The sequence below is a fragment of the Streptomyces sp. NPDC093510 genome (assembly GCF_040683555.1).
Lineage (GTDB): Bacteria > Actinomycetota > Actinomycetes > Streptomycetales > Streptomycetaceae > Streptomyces.
Map to the genome: position 1 here is coordinate 129,109 of NZ_JBFBEE010000003.1, position 22,520 is coordinate 151,628.

Here is a 22,520-nt window from a genome sequence, read left to right on the forward strand (position 1 = left end):
CCCACGAAGTGCTGTGGCTGGTGACTACCCTCCGGGCTGCTCCAGGTGGAACGCTGGGCCCGGCTGCGTGGGAGACCAGCCCGGGCAGAGAGCCGACGCCATAGCGGCGGTGGCGTCCCTTGGCAGAACCGCGACAGCCGGCGAACCGGACCAGTTGCTGGTATGGGGCTGATTCGTGGTGACGACGAAGGTCGTTCCGGGGTCCTCTGCATACTGCACGGCGTACGTACACGGCCTGTCACAGAGCGCCTGGTCGTACGTGGGCTGGCGGCGCAGGCGCCAGCGGTAAGTCGTGCCGTCGACGACGATGCGGCGCGAACTCTTGCGGCCGATTGCCATGGCGAGTCCACATCCCCCTGGACTCGCCGCGATGCTAGCTGGTCAGAGCACGGAGAAGCCGAGAGTTTCGGGCTGTCCCTGGGTCGTCCGAGGCCGCTCAACACTGCCCAGTGACGACCGCCAGTGACAGAGGCCCAACCTGACGCCCCCAGGTCACACCCGTTTGTCTGCGGCATTGGTACAGCCATGCCAAAGCCCGGAGAACTGAGCTCACACGCTCAGAGAGGGGCCAGATACTGGCCCCTCTAGCGTCCTGCTTGGACCGTGCCACATCCGTGCCAGGTTGGGCGGGGAACCACGGGGAACGGCGGGCAACGAGGCGTCGGCATCGAGGGTCGTCAGGCCGCTCCCCACAGTTCAGATCCTCAACTACCCTTAGATCGCCTCAGCTTCCCAAGCTGAGATCGTCCGTGGGATACGCGTTTGTATAGCCCACAGGAGTGTCACTCGGTGTGCATCGCGTCGGTCTTCATGTCCGTGCGCATCGCTTCTCGGGTTGCGTGTAGGGCGTGGACCACGGCGTCGTTGTGCGTCGGGCGTTCCGTGTCTTCCCAACGCAGGCCACGTCCTACGGCGTCGCGAAGTCGGCGCACGCTGCGAAAGTAGTCCAAGGCTGGCTCTACAACGCTCCGCGGTGCGAAGACCTCGAGCTGATAACGCTGCTCGTAGCATCCGGCGAAGAGTGATCGAGCCGCCACTGCCCGCTCCTGGTCCGCCATTTGGTCGTCTCGGCTGATCGTCCACAACTCGCCTCGGGCCTTCGTAAGTTCGGTGAGGAACAATCCGTACAGTTCGCGGCGCGCCTGTCGCCACTCGGCAACTGAGGCACGCTTGTCCCGCCACGACTCGATCAGTAGAGATGAGCCGGTGGCTATGAACGCTCCTAAGAGGGTCGCCGCAAGTGTCGTCCACATGGATGCACCGTAGAGCGTTCCTGGGCCAGGCCAACGGCTGCCCGTTCCGGGTTCGGTCCTGATGAGTAGTGGTGTGAGTGGGCAGTTCGCCGGCTCGTTGGTGACCATCGTGGGCCGTGCCCAGGCTGGAGGTGTGACCCGCGACGTTACGGTCCCCGAGTAGGTGGATCTGAAGAAGTATGCCCCCCCGGGAGCAAGGGCTGGGAAGTTGATGTTCAGCTGTTGCTGGATGTCACGGACGATGAGTGGGCGGTTCTTCATAAGGGCATGCTCGGTGCGATGCCGAGCGAGCCGGAGTACGAGTTCGTGCCCACTGCCACCTCCCATGGACACGCCGGTGATTTCTACTCGGTCGGGGGCACGTTGCAGGTCGAGGCCGAGGCGCCCGGCGAGGCGGCCGATGTCGCTGTTGCCGCTGTGCGGCGTGCTCTCCGCAGTGCTGGAGGAGGGCCGGACAACGGCGTCGTGGAGATCATCGTGCGACAGGGTGAGGTGGATCCTCGGCTGCTGGGACGCCGGTAGCCGGTAGCCGGCGTCAGGTTCGCAGGCCGCGCAGTGTGAGGTCCAGGACCGCCGTGAATGCGGCCTCGATGCCCGGGCGGGACCAGTGCGCGGCATAGGCCGGGTCGTGGAAGCGGCCCGTCGCGTCGAAGACCGCGCGGGCCGACAGCGCCGGGTCGGGGGACGTGAAGTCGCCCCGCTGCACGCCCTCTTGGATGATTGTGGTGAGTTGGGACGTGAGGTCCGCGATGTGGTCGTCCACCACGTCGCTGTTCTCGTCGACCAAGACGGAGTACGTGGCGAAGAGTTCGGGGTCGTCGCCGGCCTTGTGCTGTTTCGCGTCGAAGAGGGCAGCCAGCCAGTGGCGGAGTTTCGCCTCGGGGGGCTCCGTGCCGGTGACGATCGTGGAGAGAGTCTGCGACGTACGGTCCAGCCAGCGCCGCGTCACCGCGCCGCGCAGCTCCGTCTTCGTACGGAAGTGGCGGTACACCGTGCCGTGGCTGACCCCGAGCGCGCGGGCCACGTCGACGACCGTGGCCTTGGCCGCGCCGTGCCTGCGCAGCACCTCCTCGGTCGCTTCGAGGATGCGCTCGGGGGTCAGGGGCGCCGCGGTTGCTGCCATGGCTAGACCGTACCCGGGGACGGATCAGTGCTCGCTGTCGAGGTGTGCCATCTGGGAGTCCGGGTAGCGGGCGCCCGCCGCCGCGTCCGCGGGGACGGCTGCCTCGATCGCGGCCAGGTCGGCGGGGTCGAGCGTCACGTCCAGGGCGGCCAGCGCCTCGTCCAGGCGGGCGCGCGTGCGAGCGCCCACCAGCGGCACGATCGCCGCGCCGTGCCGGGGGCCCTGTGCGAGCACCCAGGCGATCGCGGTCTGCGCGACGCTCACGCCCTTCTGGTCGGCGATCTTCCGCAGCGCGTCCACCAGGTCGAGGTTGCGGTCGAGGTTCTCGCCCTGGAAGCGGGGGCTCATCGCGCGGAAGTCGTTGGCGGCCAGCTTCCGGTCGCGGGTGAAATGGCCGGAGATCAGGCCGCGCGAGAGGACCCCGTACGCCGTCACGCCGATGCCCAGTTCGGCGGCCGTCGGCAGGATCTCCGCCTCGATGCCCCGCGAGATCAAGGAGTACTCGATCTGGAGGTCCGAGATGGGGGCCGTCGCCGCCGCCCGGCGGATCGTCGCGGCGCCGACCTCGGAGAGGCCGATGTGCCGGACGTACCCCTTCTCGACCAGCTCCGCGATGGCGCCCACCGTCTCCTCGACCGGGACGTCGGGGTCGATGCGGGCGATGCGGTAGACGTCGATGTGGTCGACGCCGAGGCGCTGGAGCGAGTACGCGGCGAAGTTCTTTACCGCTGACGGGCGGCCGTCGTAACCCGACCAGCCGCCGTCCGGGTCACGCAGGGCGCCGAACTTCACGCTGGTCAGCGCCTGTTCGCGGCGGGCGGGCGGGGCGGAGCGCAGGGCTTCGCCGATCAGCATTTCGTTGTGGCCCATCGCGTAGAAGTCGCCGGTGTCGAGGAGCGTGATGCCCGCTTCGAGGGCGGCGTGGATCGTCGCGATGGACTCCGTGCGGTCCGCTTCTCCGTAGAGCGCGGACATGCCCATGCAGCCGAGGCCGAGAGCGGAGGTCCGGGGGCCGGTGGTTCCGAGAGTGAGAGTGCGCATGCCTCCACCATGGCATGACAGATGACAGATTTCAATATCTGTCATCTGTCATCTGTCATCTGCCATGTGGCGTCTGGCGTCTGTCGTCACCTGCCGTGGCTCAGCACCGCCTCCGGCCGCGTCTCCTCCTCCAGCCGTTCCGCCGCCCTCCGCGCCGACTCCCGCGCCCACCGCCCGCTCGTCACCGCCCCCAGCACCAGTACCGCGAGCCCGCAGCCCGCGATGATCCACCAGGCGGGGCGGCTCGCCTCCGTGAAGTCGTCCGCGTACGAGGACGACGCGACGCCCGACGCCAGGACCGCGCCGATCACCGCGACGCCCAGGGTCGTGCCGATCTGGCGGCTCGTGGAGGCGACCGCCGCCGCGACACCCGCCTGCGCGCGCGGCATCCCGGAGACGGCCGTGTTGGTGATCGGCGCGTTCACGAAGCCGAAGCCGAGGCCGAAGAGGAGGTACCCGGCCAGGCGCGGCCCGTCGGCGGACTCCGCCTCGAACGCGGCGAAGAGGACACCGGAGACCGTCATCGTCACCCCCGCGATCAGCAGCGGAACGCGCGGCCCCCGGGAGCCCACCAGTCGGCCCGACAGCGGACCGCAGACCAGCGCCATCGCCGCGATCGGCAGCATCCACAGCCCGGCGTGCAGCGCGTCGAGGCCGAGCACGTCCTGGAGGTGGAGCGTCGAGAGGAAGAGGAACCCGCTGAGCGAGGCGAAGGCGCAGACCGCGATCACCGTCGCCCCGCTGAACGGCACCGACCGGAAGAAGCGCAGATCGATGAGGGGCTCGGCGCGGCGTGGCTCGTACCGGAGCAGTCCCACGAGGGCGAGCAGAGCCGCGCCCGCGAAGCCGAGGATCAGCGGCGACGTCCACCCGGCGCGCGGCGCCTCGATGATCGCGTACGTCAGCGCGCCGAGCAGCACGATCACGAGGAGCTGCCCGACCGGGTCCGGGCGGCGCGGCTTCGGGGCGCGCGACTCGGGGACGTACCGCAGCGTGAGGAAGAGCGCGGCGAGGCCCACCGGCAGATTGACCAGAAAGATCGACCGCCAGCCGACCGTGTCCACGAGCACCCCGCCGACCAGCGGGCCCGCCGCCATGGAGATCCCCGCGACGCCGCCCCAGACGCCGATGGCGCGGGCCCGCTCACGCGGGTCGGTGAACGTGTTGGTGATGATCGACATCGCGACCGGGTTGAGCATGGAGCCGCCGACCGCCTGCACCATGCGGAAGACCACCAGGAATTCGAGGCTGGGCGCGACGGAGCAGAGCACCGAGCCGAGGGTGAAGATCACCAGGCCCGCCAGGAAGATCTTGCGGCGGCCGATCCGGTCGGCGGTCGAGCCCGCCAGCATCAGGAGCGAGGCGAGGACGAGCGTGTACGCGTCGACCGTCCACTGCATGCCCGAGACGCTCGCGTCGAACTCCTTCTGCAGGGTGGGCAGCGCGACGTTCAGGACCGTGTTGTCGAGGGTGACGATGAGCAGGCTGGTGCAGCAGATCGCGAGGACGAGCATCCGCCGGCGGTGGGTGAGTTCATCGGGCATCTTTCGACCGTAGTTCTCCGAAAGGCCCCCGGGCCGGGCCGCGCCGGGGGCGATACGCAGGTTCAGGCCATCTTGCGCGGCAGTCGCAGGCTCAGCAGTGCCAGGCCGAGCAGCCCCGCGAGCTGTACCCCGAGGGCCGTCACGAACGCGTTCCGCATGCCGATGCCGGGGATCAGCGCCAGGAAGAGCGAGCCGACCGTCGCCACCCCCACCGCCAGGCACGACTGCTGCACGGTCGCGGCGAGGCCACTGCCCGCGCCCGCCCGCGCGGCGGGCACGGCCGCGAGCGCGACCCGGTAGTAGAGGGCGAGCTGCACGCCCTGACCGGCACCGCACAGGAGCAGTCCCGGGGCGAGGGCCAAGGGGTGCAGGCCGGGCCACGGCGCCCACAGCACCGTCAGGGCGAGCACCGCGAGACCCGTGGCGTGCACCAGGGCGGCGCGGGTCATCGCGCGGGTGCCCCAGCGGCGTACCAGGCGCGGTACGAGCATCGACGCCGGGATCTGCGTGAGGCCCATCGGGATCACGGTCAGGCCCGCCTGCAACGCCCCGTAGCGCAGCCCCTGCTGGAGGACGATCGCGAACCCGAACATGAAGCCGCTGAACCCGACGAAGATCGGCAGGCCGAGGACCAGGCTCTTGCGCACGGCGGGCTCGCGCAGCAGCGAAGGCGGCAGCAGCGGGCTGCCGCCGGTGCGTTCGGCGCGGCTCTCCACGGCCCCGAACGCCCAGCCGAGCAGCGGTGCCGCGACCAGCAGAAGCACGGACCACAGTGGCCAGCCCGTCGCACGGCCCTCCGTCAGGGGCAGCAGGAGCGCGGTCAGCGAACCGGCGAACAGGACCGTGCCGAGGACGTCGCCCCGCACCGGCCGCTCGGCGCGGCTGTCCGGGACCGCGCGCACCCCGACGAGCAGGGCCGCCGCGGCGATCGGCACGTTGACGAGGAAGACCGCGCGCCAGCCGGTGCCGCCCAGGTCGGCGGCGACCAGGGCGCCGCCGAGAGCCTGGCCGAGCAGGCCCGCGACGCCGCTCACGGCGCCGTACAGGGCGACGGTCCGGGCGCGGCGCTCACCCTGTGTCGTCGCGTGGATGGTGCCGAGGACCTGCGGCAGCATCAGCGCGGACGCGGCGCCCTGCGCCACGCGCGCGCCCACGAGCCACCACGCGCCGGGAGCGAGCCCGCAGGCCAGTGAGGTCACGCCGAAGGCGGCCACGCCCCACAGGAAGAGCTTCCTGCGCCCGTACGTGTCCCCGAGCCGGCCGCCGAGGACGAGCAGCACGGCGTACGCCACCGCGTACCCCGCGACGACCATCTCCAGCGTGGCGGGCGAGGCGTGCAGGTCGCGCTCGATGCTGGGCAGGGCGACGTTGACGATGAAGAAGTCGATGCTGGAGAGGGAGGCGCCGAGGAGGAGGGTCAGGAGGCCGAGGGATGTCAGGGGGGCCATGGGGGACAGGGGAGTGGGCTCGGGGGGTCCGGCCGCACCGGTGGCGGGGGACTTGTCGGTGTTGGGCGTCGTGAGAGTCACGGATACGACGATGATCCGGCCGCCAGAGGGGTACCAGAGTGTCTTTATCCTGGTACCAGACGCACCTGGAAACAGGCTCCGGTATGCGCCAGCCTGGGACAGTGACCGTTACCGCTGAGTCCGCTGAGTCCGCTGAGTCCGCTGAGTCCGCCGAGTCGGCAGAGCCCGCAGAGCCCGCCGCGTCGGCAGAGCCCGCAGAGCCGCGAGGGCCCACCGAGTCCACCGAGTCGGCAGAGCCGGCCGCCGACATCCGCCGCCAAGAACTGGCCGCCTTCCTCCGCAGCCGCCGCGAGCGCGTCACGCCCGAGCAGGTGGGCCTGCCCCGGGGTACCCGCCGCCGCACACCGGGCCTGCGCCGCGAAGAGGTCGCGCAGCTCTCCTGTGTGGGCGTCACCTGGTACACGTGGCTGGAGCAGGCACGGCCCATCCGGGTGTCCGCGCAGGTCATCGACGCGATCGCACGGGCGCTGCTGCTGGACCCCAGCGAGCGCGCCCACCTCTTCGCGCTCGCTGGCGCCATCGACCCGCGCCCCGAGGCCGAGTGCACGGCGCTCTCCGCGGAGGTCCGCCGGCTGCTGCGCCGCGTCGCCCCCTACCCGGCCACCGTGCAGAACGGCCGCTACGACGTCCTCGCGTACAACCGCTCCTGGACGCACGTCTTCGGCGACTTCGACGCGATGGAGCCGCGCGACCGCAACTGCCTGTGGCTCCTCGCCACCAGCCGCAGCTGGCGGGAGACCTTCCTCGACCGGGACGAGATGCTGCGCGACCTGGTCGCCAAGTTCCGCGGCTCCATGGCCGAGCACGGCGCCGAACCCGCCTGGAAGGAGCTGCGCGACCGGCTCGCCGGGGTCTCCGCCGAGTTCCGCGAACTGTGGGAGCGGCACGAGGTGGCGACCATGGCACCGCACGTCAAGCGCTACCAGCACCCCCAGGCCGGCCTGCTCCGCCTGGAACACCGCATGCTGTGGATGGCCCCGCTGCCGCAGGCGTACCGCCTCATCACGTACATCCCCGCGGACGACGAGACGGAAGAGCGCCTGGAGCGTCTGGAGCACCTGGCGGAGCTGTCCGCGGAGTGAGGGACAATAGAGGGTCCCGTCGTCCGTCCCGGAGATCATCCATGCCGTCTCTGCCGCAGCCCCTGTCGATCGGCCCGCACACCGTGCAGCCGCCCGTCGTGCTCGCCCCCATGGCGGGCATCACGAACGCGCCGTTCCGGACGCTGTGCCGGGAGTTCAGCGGCGGCAAGGGCCTCTTCGTCAGCGAGATGATCACCACCCGCGCCCTGGTGGAGCGCAACGAGAAGACGATGCAGCTGATCCACTTCGACGAGACGGAGAAGCCCCGCTCGATCCAGCTGTACGGCGTCGACCCGGCGACCGTCGGCAAGGCCGTCCGCATGATCGCGGAAGAGGACCTGGCCGACCACATCGACCTGAACTTCGGCTGCCCCGTCCCCAAGGTCACCCGCAAGGGCGGCGGCTCCGCGCTCCCGTACAAGCGCCCCCTGCTGCGCGCGATCCTGCGCGAGGCCGTCAGCGGCGCCGGGGACCTCCCCGTCACCATGAAGATGCGCAAGGGCATCAACGACGAGCACATCACCTTCCTCGACGCGGGCCGCATCGCCGTCGAGGAGGGTGTGACCGCCATCGCGCTGCACGGCCGCACGGCCGCCCAGCACTACGGCGGCACGGCGGACTGGGACGCCATCGCCCGCCTCAAGGAGCACGTCCCCGAGATCCCGGTGCTCGGCAACGGCGACATCTGGTCGGCGGCCGACGCGGTCCGCATGATGAACGAGACCGGCTGCGACGGTGTCGTCGTGGGCCGCGGCTGCCTCGGCCGACCCTGGCTCTTCGGCGACCTCGTGGCCGCCTTCGAGGGCACGGGCGCGCCCAAGGCCCCGACCCTGCGCGAGGTCTCCGCCGTCATGCTGCGCCACGCCACGCTCCTCGGCGAGTGGATCGGTGACGAGTCGCGGGGCGTCATCGACTTCCGCAAGCACGTCGCGTGGTACCTGAAGGGTTTCGCGGTCGGCTCGGAGATGCGCAAGCGCCTCGCGATCACCTCGTCGCTCGCCGAACTGGAGGACGGGCTCGGCGAGCTTGACCTGGACCAGCCCTGGCCCGCCGGCGCCGACGGCCCCCGCGGCCGCACCTCCGGGAACAACCGCGTGGTGCTGCCGGACGGCTGGCTGAAGGACCCCTACGACTGCGCGGGCATCAGTGAGGACGCGGAACTGGACACGTCGGGCGGCTGACCCCGCCCCCCCCCGGGCTCCCGCCCCCCGCCCCCGGCCCGACCACTGCCTGCCCCCGCCCGCCCGCCCGCTACTTGAGCGTCACCGTGACGGGCAGCTCCTTGATCCCGTTGACGAAGTTGGACCGCACGCGCCGCACCTCACCGGCGACACGGATGTCCGCGAGCCGCGGCAGCAGCTCCTCGAACATGACCCGCATCTCCAGGCGGGCGAGGGAGTTGCCGAGGCAGAAGTGCGGGCTGCCCTTGCCGAAGGTGACGTGGTCGTTGTCCTCGCGGGTGACGTCGAAGCGGTACGGGTCCGGGAAGACGTCCTCGTCCCGGTTCCCGGAGGCGAACCACAGCACGACCTTGTCGCCCGCCCTGATCCGCTTGCCGCCGAGCTCGACGTCACGGGTCGCCGTCCGCCGGAAGTGGTAGACGGGCGAGGCCCACCGCAGACACTCCTCGACGGCACCGGGGACGAGCGAGGGATCACGGACGAGCCGCGCCCGCTGCTCCGGGTGCTCGATGAGGGCGAGCATGGAGTGCGAGATGGCGTGCCGGGTGGTCTCGTTCCCGGCGACGACGAGCAGCAGGAAGTAGTTGTCGAAGTCGGTGGCGGACAGCGGAACGCCGTCCCGGGGCGAGCTGTTCACCAGAGCGCTCACGAGGTCGTCCCCGCTCCCGCCGCGCCTACGGGCGGCCAACTCCCTTCCGTACGCGAAGACTTCAAGCGCCGCCGGCGACCGAAAGGGCAGGTTCCGATACCGCTCGCTCTCCGCGCTCTCCAGCAGCACATCCGCGTAGTCGGGGTCGGTGTTGCCGATGATGCGGTTGCCCCAGTCGATGAGCCGCCGCGTGTCCTCCTCGGGCACGTCGAGCATGCGCGCGAGCACGTTGATGGGAAAGTCGGCGGACACCTCCCGCACGAAGTCGAAGGTGCCCTTGGGCAGGGCGGCGTCCAGCGTGCGCGCGGTGAGCCCGCGCAGGAACGTCTCGTACGTCGCGACGGCACGCGGCGTGAACCGCTTCTGCAGTACGAGCCGCATGGCCCGGTGCCGCAGCCCGTCGGTCTCCAGCAGCGAACGCCGCAGGGCGATGTAGTCCTCGTCCACCTCCTCCAGATTGGTGAACCTCTCCGAGGTGAAGGTCTCGGGGTCACGGTCGACGCGCACGATGTCGGCGTGCCGGGTGACCGCCCAGAAACCGGAGTTGGGGGCGGGCTCGGGCTGCCAGTGGACGGGGTCCTCACGGCGCAGCACGTCGAACATCCGCCAGGGCAGCGCGCGATCGGTGAACCGGTCGTTGTCGGCGAGGTCGACATCGGCAAGCGACAGAGGCGGCACGGCCTCGCCCGCAGCCGAGGTCGCAGGAAGGGCCTCGGCCCGGTCAGATGAGAAACGCATACTCCCCGAACTCCCAGTCATTCACGGCCTGTTGACACCGCTCGACCTCATTGCGCTTGTACGTGAGGAAAGCGCGGACGAATCCTTCGCCGAGCAGCCCGACGAGCGCCTCATCGGCTTCCAGGGCGTCGAGGGCCTCGGTGAGAGTGACGGGCAGCCGAACGGCCGAGACCTCGTCGTATCCATACCCCTCCAACGGGGCGGGCGGCTCGGCCTTGTCGCGCAGCCCGAGCAGAACAGCGGCGACGGTGCCCGCGACCAGGAGATAGGGGTTGGCGGACGCGTCACCGAGCCGGAGCTCCAGCCGGGCCCCGGCGCCGCGCTCGGGCGGTATGCGGACCATGGCGCTGCGGTTGTCCAGACCCCAGTCGATCAGCCAGGGGGCGAGGGTGTCCGGCCCGAAACGCTTGTAGGAGTTGACGGTCGGATTGAGCAGCGCGGCCAGCGCGGACGCGTGCCGCAGCACGCCGCCGACGGCGTGCAGGGCGATGGCGGACAGACCGTTCCGGGCCCGGGGCTCGTCGAAAACATTCCGCCCCTCCCCGTCAACCAGTGACAGATGGACATGGAAACCGGACCCGCCGAGCCCGTTGAAGGGCTTGGCCATGAAGGTCGCGAGACGCCCCTCGTGGCGGGCGGCCTCCTTGACGGCGGCCTTGAAGAAGAAGGCGCGGTCGGCGGCGTCCAGGGCGTCCGAGTGGTCGAGATTGATCTCGAACTGCCCGCCGTCGAACTCGTGGTTCCCCGCGATGACGCCGATACCGAGGGCATCCAACTGCCGCAACGTGCGCAGCAGATGACCGTCCGGGTCGCCGCGCCGCCCGGCGCTGTACACATTCCCGGTGGCGCCTCCGTAGGGCATCCAGCCGGACGCGGCGGCGGGGGCGGGGTCGCACAGGAAATACTCCAGCTCGGGCCCGACGACGACGGAGAGCCCACCGCCCCCCACGCACTCGCCGGCACGCTCAAGTACCCGTCGCAGCAGGGCGCGGGGCGACTCCGGCACGGCGGCGCCCGTGAGCGGATCGAGACTGTTCCCCAGACACCAAGCGACCCCGGGCTCCCAGGGCAGCGGTTTGAGCGTGCGCAGATCGGGCTGTACGCAGATGTCGGGAAGCCCCGCGTCGAGTCCTCCCGCGACGGGGACGACGTCGCCCCTGGGGCTGGTGTGGTAGACGGCGCGACAGAAGCTGAGCCCGTGCTCGCAGGCGCGCGGCAACTGTCCGACGAGGACGTCGCGTCCGCGGTCGGCTCCGATCAGGTCGGGGTAGACGACGCGGATGACGTCGGTGCCTTTGGCGCGCAGCGCTTCGACGGTTTCTGTGACGGGGGTGTCCTCGCCCCGGGATGGTGCGCTCGCTTCACTCACCCGTGTCCCAGCCTTTCCGGGGGTGCGGTGCGCCATTTGTTTGACCTCAAACGATAGAACTCCCCCGAGGGTGCGCGCTACCCCAACCTCCGCGCGGGCAGCGCTTGTTGCCCTGCGGCGCGGTGCGTGGGTGCCGGGTCCCCCGCGACGGCCCGCCGGGGCAGGCCCCAAGCCCGCCGCTCCGCGGCGGATGCATCCCACCCACCCACCCGTTCGCCCCGCGACGTCCTGCGGGAGTGGGGGTGGGTGGTGGGGTGTTCCCCGCGACGTCCCGCCGGGGTAGGAGCCTCAAGGCCGCCGCTTCGCGGCGGATGTATCCCACCCGCCCGCCCGTTTGCCCCGCGACGCAGCTGCCAGGTAGGAGCAGGAGAGGCTGCGCCCCCCACCGGGCCGCAGCCGCAAACGCGTCCCGAGGGGACGTGGGGGTATGTGCGCACGGAGCACCGAGGAAACATTGGCGTCTTTGGACTTGAGGCGTGGCGAAGGGATAGCGAGTACGTACATACCCCCGCGGCCCCGCCCCACAGACGAACCCAAGGCGCCCCCGCCCAGTGACAGCCCCCCGCACCCAGGCGTACCGTACGGGACCAAACGAATCGCGGAAGGGGCTGGTCATGGCCGGACTCAAGGGATTCCTGCCGCCCAAGAGCGCCACCGGCAGGTCCTCCACCGTGCCCCACCCACCCTGGCACTACTCCGGCGACCTCCTCACCATCGAGTACCGCACCGACCCCGCCCACATCCGCGCCCTCCTCCCCGCCCCCCTCACCCCCGCCCCGGACGACCCCGGCGCCGTCGCCCTCATCTGGGCCGACTGGCAGTCCTGCGGCGCCGACAGGTCCGAACTCCTCGACCCCGTCCGCGCCCAGTACAAGGAGTGCTTCGCGGTCGTCCGCTGCACCTACCGCGACCGCACCTACTCCCGCTGCGTCTACATCTGGGTCGACAAGGACTTCGCCATCGCCCGCGGCGCCCACCAGGGCTACCCGAAGAAGCTCGGCTCCATCCATCTCACCCGTCCCCACCCCTACGGCCCCGCCCCCCCGCATCGAACCCGGCGCCGTGTTCGGCGCCACCCTCGCCGCCGCCGACCGCCGCCTCGCCCAGGCCGTGGTCACCCTGCGCGCCCCGTCGCCCACCAACGGCTTCGTCAACGCCCACCCCATGGCCCACCACCGCCAACTCCCGTCCATCGACGGCAAGGGCCTGGCCCTCGACGAGCTGATCGAGTCGGGCGCCGCCGCCTTCGAGGGCGGTCAGGCGTGGTCGGGCGAGGCCGAGCTCGACCTCTTCGAGGCGCCCACGGAGGAGCTGGCCGCGCTCACGGTCGAGGAGCCGATCGGCGCGTACTACCGTCAGGTGGGCGTCACCTGGAACGGCGGAACGCTGCTGGAACGCGAGCTGTAAAAGCCCACACCGGCCAGCCCCAACCCCAGCCCCAACCCCAACCCCAACCCCAACCCCAGCCCCAAACCCCAGCCCCAGCCCCAGCCCCCAAGCCCCACGCATGACACAAGGAGACACGGAGTGACGGGCCACCGCACCATCCGCGAGACCGAGAAGGCGGTCCGAGCCAAGCTCGGCGACACCGGCACCCCCGTCCGGTACGACCAGATGGCCGCCGTCTCGAACATCTACCGCGCGGCGGCGGCCGTACGACAGCACTTCGAGAACTCGGTGCTCCGCGGCGCCGAACTGACGTGGACGTCGTTCGTCGTGCTCTACGTCATCTGGATCTGGGGCGAGACGGAGACGCGGTACGTCGCCGAGGAGGCCGGCATCTCCAAGGGCACGCTCACGGGTGTCGCCCGCACCCTCATGGGCCGTGGCCTCGTCGAGCGCCGCGGTCACCCCGACGACGGCAGGCTCGCCCTGCTCCGCCTCACGGACGAGGGCGAACGCCTGATGGGCGAGGTGTTCCCCGCCTTCAACGCCGAGGAGGCGTTCGTCACCGAGGGCCTGACGGACGAGGAGTGCGAGACCCTGGCCGACCTGTTGCGCAGGATCGTCGTCCGTACGGAGGAGAAGGGCGACGACCGCAGGCAGCACCTCCTGAACGGCGCGGCGCCCACTCCCCGCCGCAGCGGCCGCAGACCCAAACGCCCCGCCTGACCTCCTCCGCCTGACTTCCCTCGCCCGACTTCACACCCACTCAGCGGCCGAGGCCGAGCCAGAGGCCGAGTCAGAGGCCGAGGCGGCCCGAACCACCGCCTCGAACAACCCCCGCTGCCGCCCGTCCACCTCCGCCGTGTCCTCCGGATGCCACTGCACGGCGGCGAACCACCCGGACGTGCCCGGCAGTTCGAGCGCCTCGACGGTCCCGTCGGCAGCCCAGGCGGTGGCGACGAGCCCCTGCCCGAGGCGTTCCACGCACTGATGGTGATAACAGGAAACGTCTGCGCCCCCGCCCTCCACACCCCCCACGGCCCCCACACCCCCGCCCCCCATCGCCCGCGCCACCGTCGATCCCCCCGCCACCCGCACGCGATGCACCACATGCCGGTGCTCCGAGCCGGGCCCGCCCATGTCCTGCCGCAGCGTGCCGCCGAGCAGTACGTTCACGGCCTGGAGCCCGCGGCAGACCGCGAGGGTCGGCAGGCCGCGGGGCAGCGCGTACCGGGCGAGAGCGAGATCGAAGTCGTCCTGAGCGTCATCGACGTCGTACACGGCCCCGTGCACCCCGGCCCCAGCGCCACCCCTTACCCCCACCCCATACCGCCACGGCGCGACATCCCCACCCCCCGGCAACAACAACCCAGCACAGAGCGACAGCCGTTCGGCGGCCTCTTCCGGTGGCCCGGGGAGCATCATGAACGGCTCGCCGCCCGCGCGGAACACGGCCTCGGCGAGGGCGCGGGCGGTGACGACGGCGGCGTAGCGGAGGGCGGAGGTCGTCGCGGCGTACCGCTGAGGGAGGGCGATCAGCGGCCGACGGCACGGCATCGAAGCCTCCTTGACCGGTCAGTGCCGGAAGCAGGGACATGCGCGACACGCGCGCTCCCGTTTGACCCCAAACGATAAACCAATACCCCTATCCGCACGAGGGGTTGACGAGGGAGTGGCAAGGGGTTGACCCCCACCCGCCCCCGCTCGTACGTTGTTTGGGTTCAAACGAACTGGAGGCGGAGATGGCCCAGGCCCACGCTCAAGATCCTCCCGCAGCCACGGCCACGGCGACGGCCACGGCCACGGCGACCGTCGAGGGCGTACGCATCGACACCCGCCACTGGATCAACGGCACCCGCGCAGCCACCACCTCCGCCACCACTCCCACCGCCCCCACTACCCCCACCACCTTCATCGACCACTCGCCGATCGACGGCACCCCGCTCGCCCCCATCGCACGCGGCGGCCCCGGCGAGGCACACGCCGCCGTGGCCGCCGCCCGCACCGCGTTCACCGGCTGGGCGGCGACCCCGCCCGTCGAGCGCGCCCGGCTGCTGCACGCCGTCGCCGACGGCGTCGACGCCCGCGCCGAGGACCTCGCGGCGGTCGAGACCGCCGACAACGGCGCGCTGCTCCGCTCGCACCGCCGCGGCGTCATACCGCGCGTCGCCCACAACTTCCGCTACTTCGCCGACCGGCTCCTCGCCCTCGCCCACGACGACTTCGACACGAGGGGCCACACGAACCACGTCAGCTGGGACCCGGCGGGCCCCGCCGTCCTCATCACGCCGTGGAACGCCCCGTTGATGCTGGCGAGCTGGAAGATCGCGCCGGCGCTCGCGGCGGGCTCCACCGTCGTCGTCAAGCCCTCCGAGTGGGCCCCGCTGACCGCCTCGCTCCTCGCCGACATCACGCACGAGGCGGGGCTGCCGCCGGGCGTCTTCAACCTCGTGCAGGGGTACGGCGAGGAGGTCGGCGCACCCCTCGCCGCCCACCCCGACGTGCGCCGCATCAGCTTCACCGGCTCCGTGCCCACCGCCCGCCGTATCGCCGCGGCCGCCGCCACCCACCTCGTGCCCTGCAGTTTCGAGCTCGGCGGCAAGTCGCCGCTGCTCGTCCTCGCCGACGCCGACCTGGAGCTGGCCGCCGATCTCGCCGTGGAGCAGTACGACAACGCGGGGCAGGTCTGTCTCGCCGGCACCCGCATCCTCGTCGAGGAGCCCGTGCGCGACACGTTTCTCGGTCTCTTCCTCGACCGCGTCACCAAGCTGGTCCAGGGCGACCCGCGTGACGCGGCCACCGACATCGGCCCCAACATCCACCCGCGGCACGTGGAGCGCGTCGACGGGTTCGTGCGCCGTGCCCTGGAGGCGGGCGCGAAGGCCGTCACCGGCGGCGGCCGCAACACCGCGCTGGGCGGGAACTACTACCTCCCGACCCTCCTCACCGACGTCGCCCAGGACTCCGAGATCGTCCAGGAGGAGGTGTTCGGTCCTGTCCTCACGCTCCAGACGTTCCCCGAGGGCGACGACGACGAGGCCGTGCGCCTCGCCAACGGCACGCGTTTCGGCCTCGCCGCCACCCTCGCCACCGGCGACCGTGAGCGCGCGGCGCGGATCAGCGCGCGGCTCGTGGCGGGCACGGTCTGGGTCAACTGCTTCTTCGTGCGCGACCTCTCCGCGCCCTTCGGCGGATCGCGCGGCTCCGGCATCGGGCGCGAGGGGGGGCGACTGGTCCTTCGACTTCTACTGCGACCTCAAGAACACCGTGACCGCGCCGAGGGGGTGGGCCCACCATGGCTGAGGCGAGAGTCGAGAGCGCAGGGAGGGGCGAGATCGTGGGGGCCGGACTCCTCGCCCACGTACCGACCATCGTGCTGCCCGAGGAGACCCGCAAGGAGCTCAACGAGGGCCGCGAGATCAGCCTCGTCCCCGGCCTGCGCACCCTGCGCTCCGACGTCTTCGAGACGCTCGACTACGACACTGTCGTCGTCCTCGACTCGCACTGGGCGACCACCGTCGAGTTCGTCGTCTCCGCCCACTCGCGCCGCGCCGGGCTCTTCACCTCCGAAGAGCTGCCGCGCGGCATGTGCCGCATGCCGTACGACTACCCTGGGGATCCCGAACTCGCCCACTCCGTCGCGCGGTTCGCGGAGAAGCACGGCACCTGGATCACCCCGATCGACGACCCCTTCCTGCCCGTGTACTACGCCACGATCAACCTGTGGACGTACCTGGGCCACGGCCTCCCCGAGAAGAAGTGGGTCTCGATCGGGGTCTGTCAGACCGGTGACACCGAGGACCACCTGCGGCTCGGCCGCGCGCTCGCCGACGGCATCGGCGCGCTGCCCGGCCGCAGGGTCCTGCTCATCGCGTCCGGCGCCCTCTCGCACACGTTCTGGCCGCTGCGCGAGCTGCGTGCCCACGAGTCCAGCGACCCCTCCCACATCCGTACGCCCGAGGCGCGCGCCGCCGACCGGCAGCGCGTCGAGTGGTTCGAGCGCGGCGACCACGCCCAAGTCCTGCGCACCATGGCGGAGTTCCTCACCCACAAGCCGGAAGCCCGGTTCGGGCACTACCTGATGATGGCCGGCGCCCTCGGCGAAGAGCGCTGCACCGCCCCCGGGCGCGCCTACAGCGCGTACGAGAACTCCATCGGCACGGGACAGATGCACCTGTGGTTCGACCGCCCGGCCACCGGCTGGACCGGCACCAGTGCCGACACCAGTACCGACACCAGCACCAGCACCGGCACCGGCACCGACCCGAGCGAGGCAGTCGCATGAGGACGAGGGAGAGGGCGAGGGAGAGGGCGCGCACCATCGAGTACCGCCGCGTCCTGCTCGACGGGACCGCCGTCCAGGTCCTCCGCGAAGGGGACGAGCTCGTGGCCCCGGACGGCCGCCGCGTCAAGGCGTCCGAGGCCCGGCACCTCCCTCCCGTACGCCCTTCCAAGGTGATCGCCGTACACCTCAACCACCGCAGCCGCGTGGCGGAGTTCGGGGCCACCCTGCCGCCCGCGCCCACCTACTTCCACAAGCCCGTCTCCGCCCTCAACGCCCACGGCGGCGCGGTCGTGCGCCCCGAAGGCTGCCAATACCTCAACTACGAGGGCGAGATCGGTATCGTCATCGGCCGCACCTGCCGCAACGTCGCCCCGGCGGAGGCCGGTTCGTACATCGCGGGTTATACCGTCGCCGACGACTTCGGCCTGCACGACTTCCGCGACACCGACGCCGGTTCGATGCTCCGCGTCAAGGGCTCCGACACGCTCTGCCCGCTCGGCCCCGGCCTCGTCACCGGATGGGACTTCCACGGCAAGTACCTGCGGACGTACGTCAACGGCGTACTCGTGCAGGACGGTTCGACGGACGAGATGGCGTGGGACATGCACTACCTCGTCGCCGACATCGCCCGCACGATCACGCTGGAACCGGGCGACGTGTTGCTCTCCGGGACGCCCGCCGGCTCCCGCCCCGTCCGGCCCGGGGACGTCGTCGAGGTCGAGGCCGAGGGCCTCGGACGGCTCACCAACCACATCGTCACCGGCCCGGCGGTCGTCCGCACCGACGTCGGTGCCCAGCCCACCGCCTCCGAGGAAGTCCTCTCCACGGCACTCGGCGGCGACTGGGAGTTCCGCGGCATCCGCCCGCCACGCCGCTGAAGCAGTAGCCGGAAAACCCAGCCAGAAGCCCACGTCGGAAAGGGAGTTGGCATGGTCCGAGTCATCGTCGACCTGGAGGTCTGCCAGGACCACGGGCAGTGCGTCTTCGCCGCGCCGGACATCTTCCGGCTCGACGGCGAAGGGCATCTCGCGTACACCGGCTCGCCCGACGACTCGCTGCGCGCCGACGCCGAGGACGCCGCCGACGTCTGCCCGTTGCAGGCCATCCGGGTCGAGGGCTGAACGATGGCCGCCGTGGGCATCGCCGTCGTCGGAGCGTCGCTGGGCGGGCTGCGCGCGGCGGAACAGCTGCGGGCCGCGGGCTGGCGGGGCGCGATCACCGTGTTCGGTGACGAGCGGCATCTCCCGTACAACAGGCCGCCGTTGTCGAAGGACGTTCTCGCGGGACACCTCCCCGCCCGCGGCACCGAGCTGCGCCGCAGGCCGAGCGTCGAGGACGTCGAGTGGCGGCTGGGCGCGGCGGTGATCGCGGCCGACCTGACGGCGCGCACGCTCACACTGGCCGACGGTTCGGCCCACATGTACGAGGGTCTGGTGGCCGCGACGGGGGTGCGGCCACGCAGACTCCCGATCCCCGGGGGCCCGCCCCGGCACGTCGTCCGCACGCTGGAGGACTCGGTGGCCCTGGCCGCCGGGCTGGCGGCGGGCACCCGGGTACTGACGATCGGCTCCGGCTTCATCGGCTGCGAGGTGGCGGCGACCGCGCGCACGGCGGGCTGCGAGGTGACCGTCGTCGCGCCGGAGGCCGAGCCGATGCTCCTCGCCGTCGGCGCGGACCTCGGCCGGGCGCTGCGGCGCCGCCACGAGGCGCGGGGCGTGCGCTTCCTGATGGGCCGCCTCGCCGCCGGACTCACCGCGGACGGCGCGGTCCTCGACGACGGCACCGAGGTCGGGGCGGATCTGGTCGTCGAGGCCGTCGGCTCGCTGCCCAACACCGAATGGCTGGCCGCGACCGCCGGGCTCGACCTGACCGACGGCGTCCTCTGCGACGCGCACCTGCGCATCGGCGGGCTGCCGCACGCGGTCGCCGTCGGCGACGTGGCCCGCTTCCCGAACCCGCGCTACGGACCCGTGCCGCGCCGCGTCGAACACTGGTCGATCCCCGGCGACAGCGCCCGCCACGCGGCCCGCACCCTGGTCGCGGGCCTGACGGGCACTGAGGGGCCCGGCGCCGAGCCCTTCGCGCCGCTGCCGTCCTTCTGGAGCGACCAGTTCGGGATGCGCCTGCAGTCCTTCGGCCAGCCCGCGCTCGCCGACCGCTGCCGCCTCCTCGAAGGCGACCCGGAGTCCCCGGACGACGACCTCCTCTACGGCTACTACCAGGGCACCCGCCTCATCGGCGTGGCCGCGCTTGGCGGCCCGGGAGCGGTCCTCGCGGCGGGCCGGCACCGGGCGGAACTGCTGACGACACCGCAGCCGGTGCCCTGAGCCGGTGCCCTGAGCCGGTGCCCTGAGCCGCAGCCGGTGCCCTGGCACCCGGCCGCACGGCCCGGCGCGCCGCCCAGGACATGCCGAAGGGGCGGCCACCCCCGCACAGGGTGCCGCCCCTTCGTCGCGAACCGGAACCGCCGCCGCATCGGTACTGAGGGTCGGGGACGCGGCGACGGTTCCGGAGCTTCTACCGGTGGTCGCTGCCCGCCGAGTGGGAGGCCGCGCGACCGGCCTCCAGGCGGGCCACCGGGATGCGGAACGGCGAGCAGGAGACGTAGTCCAGGCCCACCTCGTGGAAGAAGTGCACGGACTCAGGGTCGCCGCCGTGCTCGCCGCAGACGCCGAGCTTCAGGTCGGGCCGGGTCTCGCGGCCGGCCTTGACCGCGTCGCGGACCAGCTTGCCGACGCCGTCCTTGTCGATCGTCTCGAACGGGGAGACGCCGAAGATGCCCTTCTCCAGGTACGCCGTGAAGAAGCTCGCCTCCACGTCGTCGCGGGAGAAGCCCCAGACGGTCTGCGTGAGGTCGTTCGTGCCGAAGGAGAAGAACTCGGCGGCCTCCGCGATCTGGTCCGCGGTGAGCGCGGCACGCGGCAGCTCGATCATCGTGCCGAGCGCCAGCTTCAGCTCGACGCCGGTCGTCTCCTGGACCTCCGCGATGACCTGCTCGGCCTCCTCGCGGACGATCTCCAGCTCCTGGACGGTGCCGACGAGCGGAATCATGATCTCCGCGCGCGGGTCGCCCTTGGCGGTCTTCCGCTCGGCCGCGGCCTCCGCGATGGCCCGCACCTGCATGGTGAACAGGCCCGGGATGACGAGGCCGAGGCGGACACCGCGCAGACCCAGCATCGGGTTCTGCTCGTGCAGGCGGTGCACGGCCTGGAGAAGACGCAGGTCGTTCTCGTTGGCGTCCTTGCGGGACTCGGCGAGCGCGACGCGGACCGAGAGCTCCGTGATGTCCGGGAGGAACTCGTGCAGCGGCGGGTCGAGCAGGCGCACGGTGACCGGCAGGCCGTCCATCGCCTCGAAGAGCTCCACGAAGTCCCGCTTCTGCAGCGGCAGAAGCTCCTTCAGGGCGTCCTCGCGCTCCTCGTCGGCGTCGGCGAGGATCAGGCGCTCGACCATCTCGCGGCGCTCACCGAGGAACATGTGCTCGGTGCGGCACAGGCCGATGCCCTGCGCGCCGAAGCGGCGGGCGCGGAGCGCGTCCTCGGCGTTGTCCGCGTTGGCACGGACACGGAGGCGGCGCACCCGGTCCGCGTACGCCATGATCCGGTGCACGGCGGCGACCAGCTCGTCGGCGTCGTCGGCGCCCGCGTGCATGCGGCCCTCGAAGTACTCGACGACGGGGGAGGGGACCACCGGCACCTCGCCGAGGTACACCTTGCCGGTCGAGCCGTCGATGGAGACGGTGTCGCCCTCCTCGACGACCACGCCGCCCGGCGCGGTGAGGCAGCGCCGCTTGGTGTCGACCTCAAGCTCCTCGGCGCCGCAGACACAGGTCTTGCCCATGCCGCGCGCCACGACGGCCGCGTGGGAGGTCTTGCCGCCGCGCGAGGTCAGGATGCCCTCGGCCGCGATCATGCCGTCGAGGTCGTCGGGGTTCGTCTCACGGCGGATGAGGATGACCTTCTCGCCCGAGCGCGACCACTTGATGGCCGTGTACGAGTCGAAGACGGCCTTGCCGACCGCGGCACCGGGTGACGCGGCGATGCCCCGGCCGAGCTGCCTGACCTTCGCGTCCTCGTCGAAGCGGGGGAACATGAGCTGCGCGAGCTGCGCGCCGTTGACGCGCTGGAGCGCCTCGGCCTCGTCGATGAGGCCCTGGTCCACGAGCTGCGTGGCGATGCGGAACGCGGCACCGGCGGTGCGCTTGCCGACGCGGGTCTGGAGCATCCACAGCTGCCCGCGCTCGATGGTGAACTCGATGTCGCACAGGTCCTTGTAGTGCGTTTCGAGGGTCTCCATGATCTGCATGAGCTGGTCGTACGACTTCTTGTCGATCTGCTCCAGATCGGCGAGCGGCACGGTGTTGCGGATGCCCGCCACCACGTCCTCGCCCTGCGCGTTCTGGAGGTAGTCGCCGTACACGCCCTGGTGGCCGCTGGCCGGGTCGCGGGTGAACGCGACGCCCGTGCCGGAGTCGGGGCCGAGGTTGCCGAAGACCATCGAGCAGACGTTGACGGCCGTGCCGAGGTCGCCGGGGATGCGCTCCTGGCGGCGGTAGAGCTTGGCGCGGTCGGTGTTCCACGACTCGAAGACCGAACGGATCGCGAGGTCCATCTGCTCGCGCGGGTCCTGCGGGAAGTCCCGCCCGGCCTCCGTCTTGACGATCTTCTTGAACTTGGTGACGAGCTTCTTGAGGTCGGCGGCCTCGAGGTCCGTGTCGACCGCGACCTTCTTCGCCTTCTTGGCGGCCTCCAGCGCGTCCTCGAAGAGGTCGCCGTCGACGCCGAGGACGGTCTTGCCGAACATCTGGATGAGCCTGCGGTACGAGTCCCACGCGAAGCGGTCGTCGCCGGACTGCTTGGCGAGGCCCGTCACGGACTTGTCGGAGAGCCCGATGTTCAGGACCGTGTCCATCATGCCGGGCATCGAGAACTTGGCGCCCGAGCGCACCGAGACGAGCAGCGGGTCGTCGGCCTGACCCAGCTTCTTGTCCATCTTCTGCTCGAGGGCGTCGAGGTGCGCACTCACCTCGTCGCGCAGCTCGGCCGGCTCCTCGCCGCTGTCGAGGTACGTCTTGCAGGCCTCGGTGGTGATGGTGAAGCCCGGGGGGACGGGCAGCCCGAGGTTCGTCATCTCGGCGAGGTTCGCGCCCTTCCCGCCGAGAAGGTCCTTGAGGTCCTTGTTGCCCTCGGTGAAGTCGTAAACGAACTTCACGCTCTCACTCGTGTGAGCTACGTGGGGATCTTTGTTTTCCGACACGGGTCTCGACTCCTCGAGAGCTCGGTGGCTGCCCTGACGGCGAGGAACATACCCAGATCGAAGGCACCTGGGTACGTCCACTTG

17 protein-coding genes and 2 pseudogenes are annotated in these 22,520 nt (G+C 71.2%); 10 read left to right on the forward strand and 9 right to left on the reverse strand.

Translation table 11 applies throughout. The features are described 5' to 3' along the window. Window positions 1-782 precede the first annotated feature (782 nt). On the reverse strand, window positions 783-1,253 hold the full coding sequence (locus AB0N81_RS05365) for a hypothetical protein (RefSeq protein ID WP_365355889.1): 471 nt from the start codon (window positions 1,251-1,253) through the stop codon (window positions 783-785). A 222-nt stretch (window positions 1,254-1,475) separates the two neighbouring features. Here AB0N81_RS05365 and AB0N81_RS05370 point away from each other — a divergent pair, with 222 nt between their 5' ends. After that, window positions 1,476-1,775 (forward strand): hypothetical protein, encoded by a 300-nt coding sequence (locus tag AB0N81_RS05370; RefSeq protein ID WP_365355890.1) that lies wholly within the window; start codon window positions 1,476-1,478, stop codon window positions 1,773-1,775. A gap of 13 nt (window positions 1,776-1,788) precedes the next feature. Here the strand turns inward: AB0N81_RS05370 and AB0N81_RS05375 are convergent, their stop codons facing one another. The 4 genes from AB0N81_RS05375 to AB0N81_RS05390 all read right to left on the reverse strand — a co-directional run bounded on the left by AB0N81_RS05375 (window position 1,789) and on the right by AB0N81_RS05390 (window position 6,409). Next, the gene (locus AB0N81_RS05375; protein ID WP_365355892.1) at window positions 1,789-2,376 is read right to left on the reverse strand and encodes a TetR family transcriptional regulator; all 588 of its coding nucleotides are present in this window, start codon (window positions 2,374-2,376) and stop codon (window positions 1,789-1,791) included. Window positions 2,377-2,400: 24 nt separating this feature from the next. After that, window positions 2,401-3,417 (reverse strand): aldo/keto reductase, encoded by a 1,017-nt coding sequence (locus AB0N81_RS05380; protein ID WP_365355894.1) that lies wholly within the window; start codon window positions 3,415-3,417, stop codon window positions 2,401-2,403. 86 nt (window positions 3,418-3,503) lie between these two features. Then, complete coding sequence (locus AB0N81_RS05385) at window positions 3,504-4,961, reverse strand: MFS transporter (RefSeq protein WP_365355896.1); 1,458 nt, start codon at window positions 4,959-4,961, stop codon at window positions 3,504-3,506. A gap of 62 nt (window positions 4,962-5,023) precedes the next feature. Next, window positions 5,024-6,409, reverse strand: a complete 1,386-nt coding sequence (locus tag AB0N81_RS05390; RefSeq protein WP_365356366.1) for an MFS transporter — start codon at window positions 6,407-6,409, stop codon at window positions 5,024-5,026. Window positions 6,410-6,591: 182 nt separating this feature from the next. Here AB0N81_RS05390 and AB0N81_RS05395 point away from each other — a divergent pair, with 182 nt between their 5' ends. Further along, a complete protein-coding gene (locus AB0N81_RS05395; protein WP_365355897.1) occupies window positions 6,592-7,572 on the forward strand; it encodes a helix-turn-helix transcriptional regulator in 981 nt (326 codons plus the stop codon). A gap of 41 nt (window positions 7,573-7,613) precedes the next feature. After that, on the forward strand, window positions 7,614-8,753 hold the full coding sequence (gene dusB / locus AB0N81_RS05400) for a tRNA dihydrouridine synthase DusB (RefSeq protein ID WP_365355899.1): 1,140 nt from the start codon (window positions 7,614-7,616) through the stop codon (window positions 8,751-8,753). 70 nt (window positions 8,754-8,823) lie between these two features. Here dusB and AB0N81_RS05405 read toward each other — a convergent pair whose 3' ends face one another. Together AB0N81_RS05405 and AB0N81_RS05410 are read right to left on the reverse strand one after the other, a co-directional pair. Next, a complete protein-coding gene (locus tag AB0N81_RS05405) occupies window positions 8,824-10,140 on the reverse strand; it encodes a cytochrome P450 (protein ID WP_365355901.1) in 1,317 nt (438 codons plus the stop codon). Continuing rightward, window positions 10,124-11,509: a glutamine synthetase family protein gene (locus tag AB0N81_RS05410; RefSeq protein WP_365355902.1), complete on the reverse strand. Its 1,386-nt coding sequence runs from the start codon at window positions 11,507-11,509 to the stop codon at window positions 10,124-10,126. Before AB0N81_RS05410 ends, AB0N81_RS05405 begins: the two co-directional genes overlap by 17 nt. 614 nt (window positions 11,510-12,123) lie before the next feature. Between AB0N81_RS05410 and AB0N81_RS05415 the strand changes: the two are divergent. Then, window positions 12,124-12,916 (forward strand): annotated as a pseudogene (locus tag AB0N81_RS05415) (acetoacetate decarboxylase family protein). Between the two features lie 120 nt (window positions 12,917-13,036). Next, on the forward strand, window positions 13,037-13,621 hold the full coding sequence (locus tag AB0N81_RS05420) for a MarR family winged helix-turn-helix transcriptional regulator (protein ID WP_365355903.1): 585 nt from the start codon (window positions 13,037-13,039) through the stop codon (window positions 13,619-13,621). A 30-nt stretch (window positions 13,622-13,651) separates the two neighbouring features. On the opposite strand, the gene AB0N81_RS05425 is transcribed toward AB0N81_RS05420, so the two are convergent. Beyond that, a complete protein-coding gene (locus tag AB0N81_RS05425) occupies window positions 13,652-14,452 on the reverse strand; it encodes a gamma-glutamyl-gamma-aminobutyrate hydrolase family protein (protein ID WP_365355905.1) in 801 nt (266 codons plus the stop codon). 185 nt (window positions 14,453-14,637) lie between these two features. Here AB0N81_RS05425 and AB0N81_RS05430 point away from each other — a divergent pair. From AB0N81_RS05430 to AB0N81_RS05450, 5 genes and pseudogenes are all read left to right on the forward strand, one after another. Next, a pseudogene (locus AB0N81_RS05430) lies at window positions 14,638-16,198 on the forward strand (aldehyde dehydrogenase). Further along, complete coding sequence (locus AB0N81_RS05435; RefSeq protein WP_365355906.1) at window positions 16,191-17,180, forward strand: 3,4-dihydroxyphenylacetate 2,3-dioxygenase; 990 nt, start codon at window positions 16,191-16,193, stop codon at window positions 17,178-17,180. Before AB0N81_RS05430 ends, AB0N81_RS05435 begins: the two are co-directional and overlap by 8 nt. Then, complete coding sequence (locus tag AB0N81_RS05440; RefSeq protein WP_365355907.1) at window positions 17,177-18,058, forward strand: fumarylacetoacetate hydrolase family protein; 882 nt, start codon at window positions 17,177-17,179, stop codon at window positions 18,056-18,058. The genes AB0N81_RS05435 and AB0N81_RS05440 overlap by 4 nt, the downstream gene beginning before the upstream one ends. Before the next feature lie 51 nt (window positions 18,059-18,109). Further along, a complete protein-coding gene (locus AB0N81_RS05445; protein WP_365355908.1) occupies window positions 18,110-18,301 on the forward strand; it encodes a ferredoxin in 192 nt (63 codons plus the stop codon). A gap of 3 nt (window positions 18,302-18,304) precedes the next feature. After that, complete coding sequence (locus AB0N81_RS05450; RefSeq protein WP_365355910.1) at window positions 18,305-19,507, forward strand: FAD/NAD(P)-binding oxidoreductase; 1,203 nt, start codon at window positions 18,305-18,307, stop codon at window positions 19,505-19,507. 190 nt (window positions 19,508-19,697) lie between these two features. Here AB0N81_RS05450 and ppdK read toward each other — a convergent pair whose 3' ends face one another. Further along, entirely contained in the window at window positions 19,698-22,436 is a 2,739-nt protein-coding gene (gene ppdK / locus AB0N81_RS05455; protein ID WP_365355911.1) for a pyruvate, phosphate dikinase, read from the reverse strand. Window positions 22,437-22,520: the final 84 nt, after the last annotated feature.

Coding starts and splice junctions, on each gene's coding strand:
- AB0N81_RS05390 (WP_365356366.1), bottom strand. CDS start 6,409: ATGGCCCCCCTGACATCCCTCGGCCTCCTGACCCTCCTCCTCGGCGCC.
- AB0N81_RS05405 (WP_365355901.1), bottom strand. CDS start 10,140: ATGCGTTTCTCATCTGACCGGGCCGAGGCCCTTCCTGCGACCTCGGCT.
- AB0N81_RS05440 (WP_365355907.1), top strand. CDS start 17,177: ATGAGGACGAGGGAGAGGGCGAGGGAGAGGGCGCGCACCATCGAGTAC.
- AB0N81_RS05435 (WP_365355906.1), top strand. CDS start 16,191: ATGGCTGAGGCGAGAGTCGAGAGCGCAGGGAGGGGCGAGATCGTGGGG.
- AB0N81_RS05375 (WP_365355892.1), bottom strand. CDS start 2,376: ATGGCAGCAACCGCGGCGCCCCTGACCCCCGAGCGCATCCTCGAAGCG.
- AB0N81_RS05445 (WP_365355908.1), top strand. CDS start 18,110: ATGGTCCGAGTCATCGTCGACCTGGAGGTCTGCCAGGACCACGGGCAG.
- AB0N81_RS05385 (WP_365355896.1), bottom strand. CDS start 4,961: ATGCCCGATGAACTCACCCACCGCCGGCGGATGCTCGTCCTCGCGATC.
- AB0N81_RS05425 (WP_365355905.1), bottom strand. CDS start 14,452: ATGCCGTGCCGTCGGCCGCTGATCGCCCTCCCTCAGCGGTACGCCGCG.
- AB0N81_RS05365 (WP_365355889.1), bottom strand. CDS start 1,253: ATGTGGACGACACTTGCGGCGACCCTCTTAGGAGCGTTCATAGCCACC.
- AB0N81_RS05380 (WP_365355894.1), bottom strand. CDS start 3,417: ATGCGCACTCTCACTCTCGGAACCACCGGCCCCCGGACCTCCGCTCTC.
- dusB (WP_365355899.1), top strand. CDS start 7,614: ATGCCGTCTCTGCCGCAGCCCCTGTCGATCGGCCCGCACACCGTGCAG.
- AB0N81_RS05450 (WP_365355910.1), top strand. CDS start 18,305: ATGGCCGCCGTGGGCATCGCCGTCGTCGGAGCGTCGCTGGGCGGGCTG.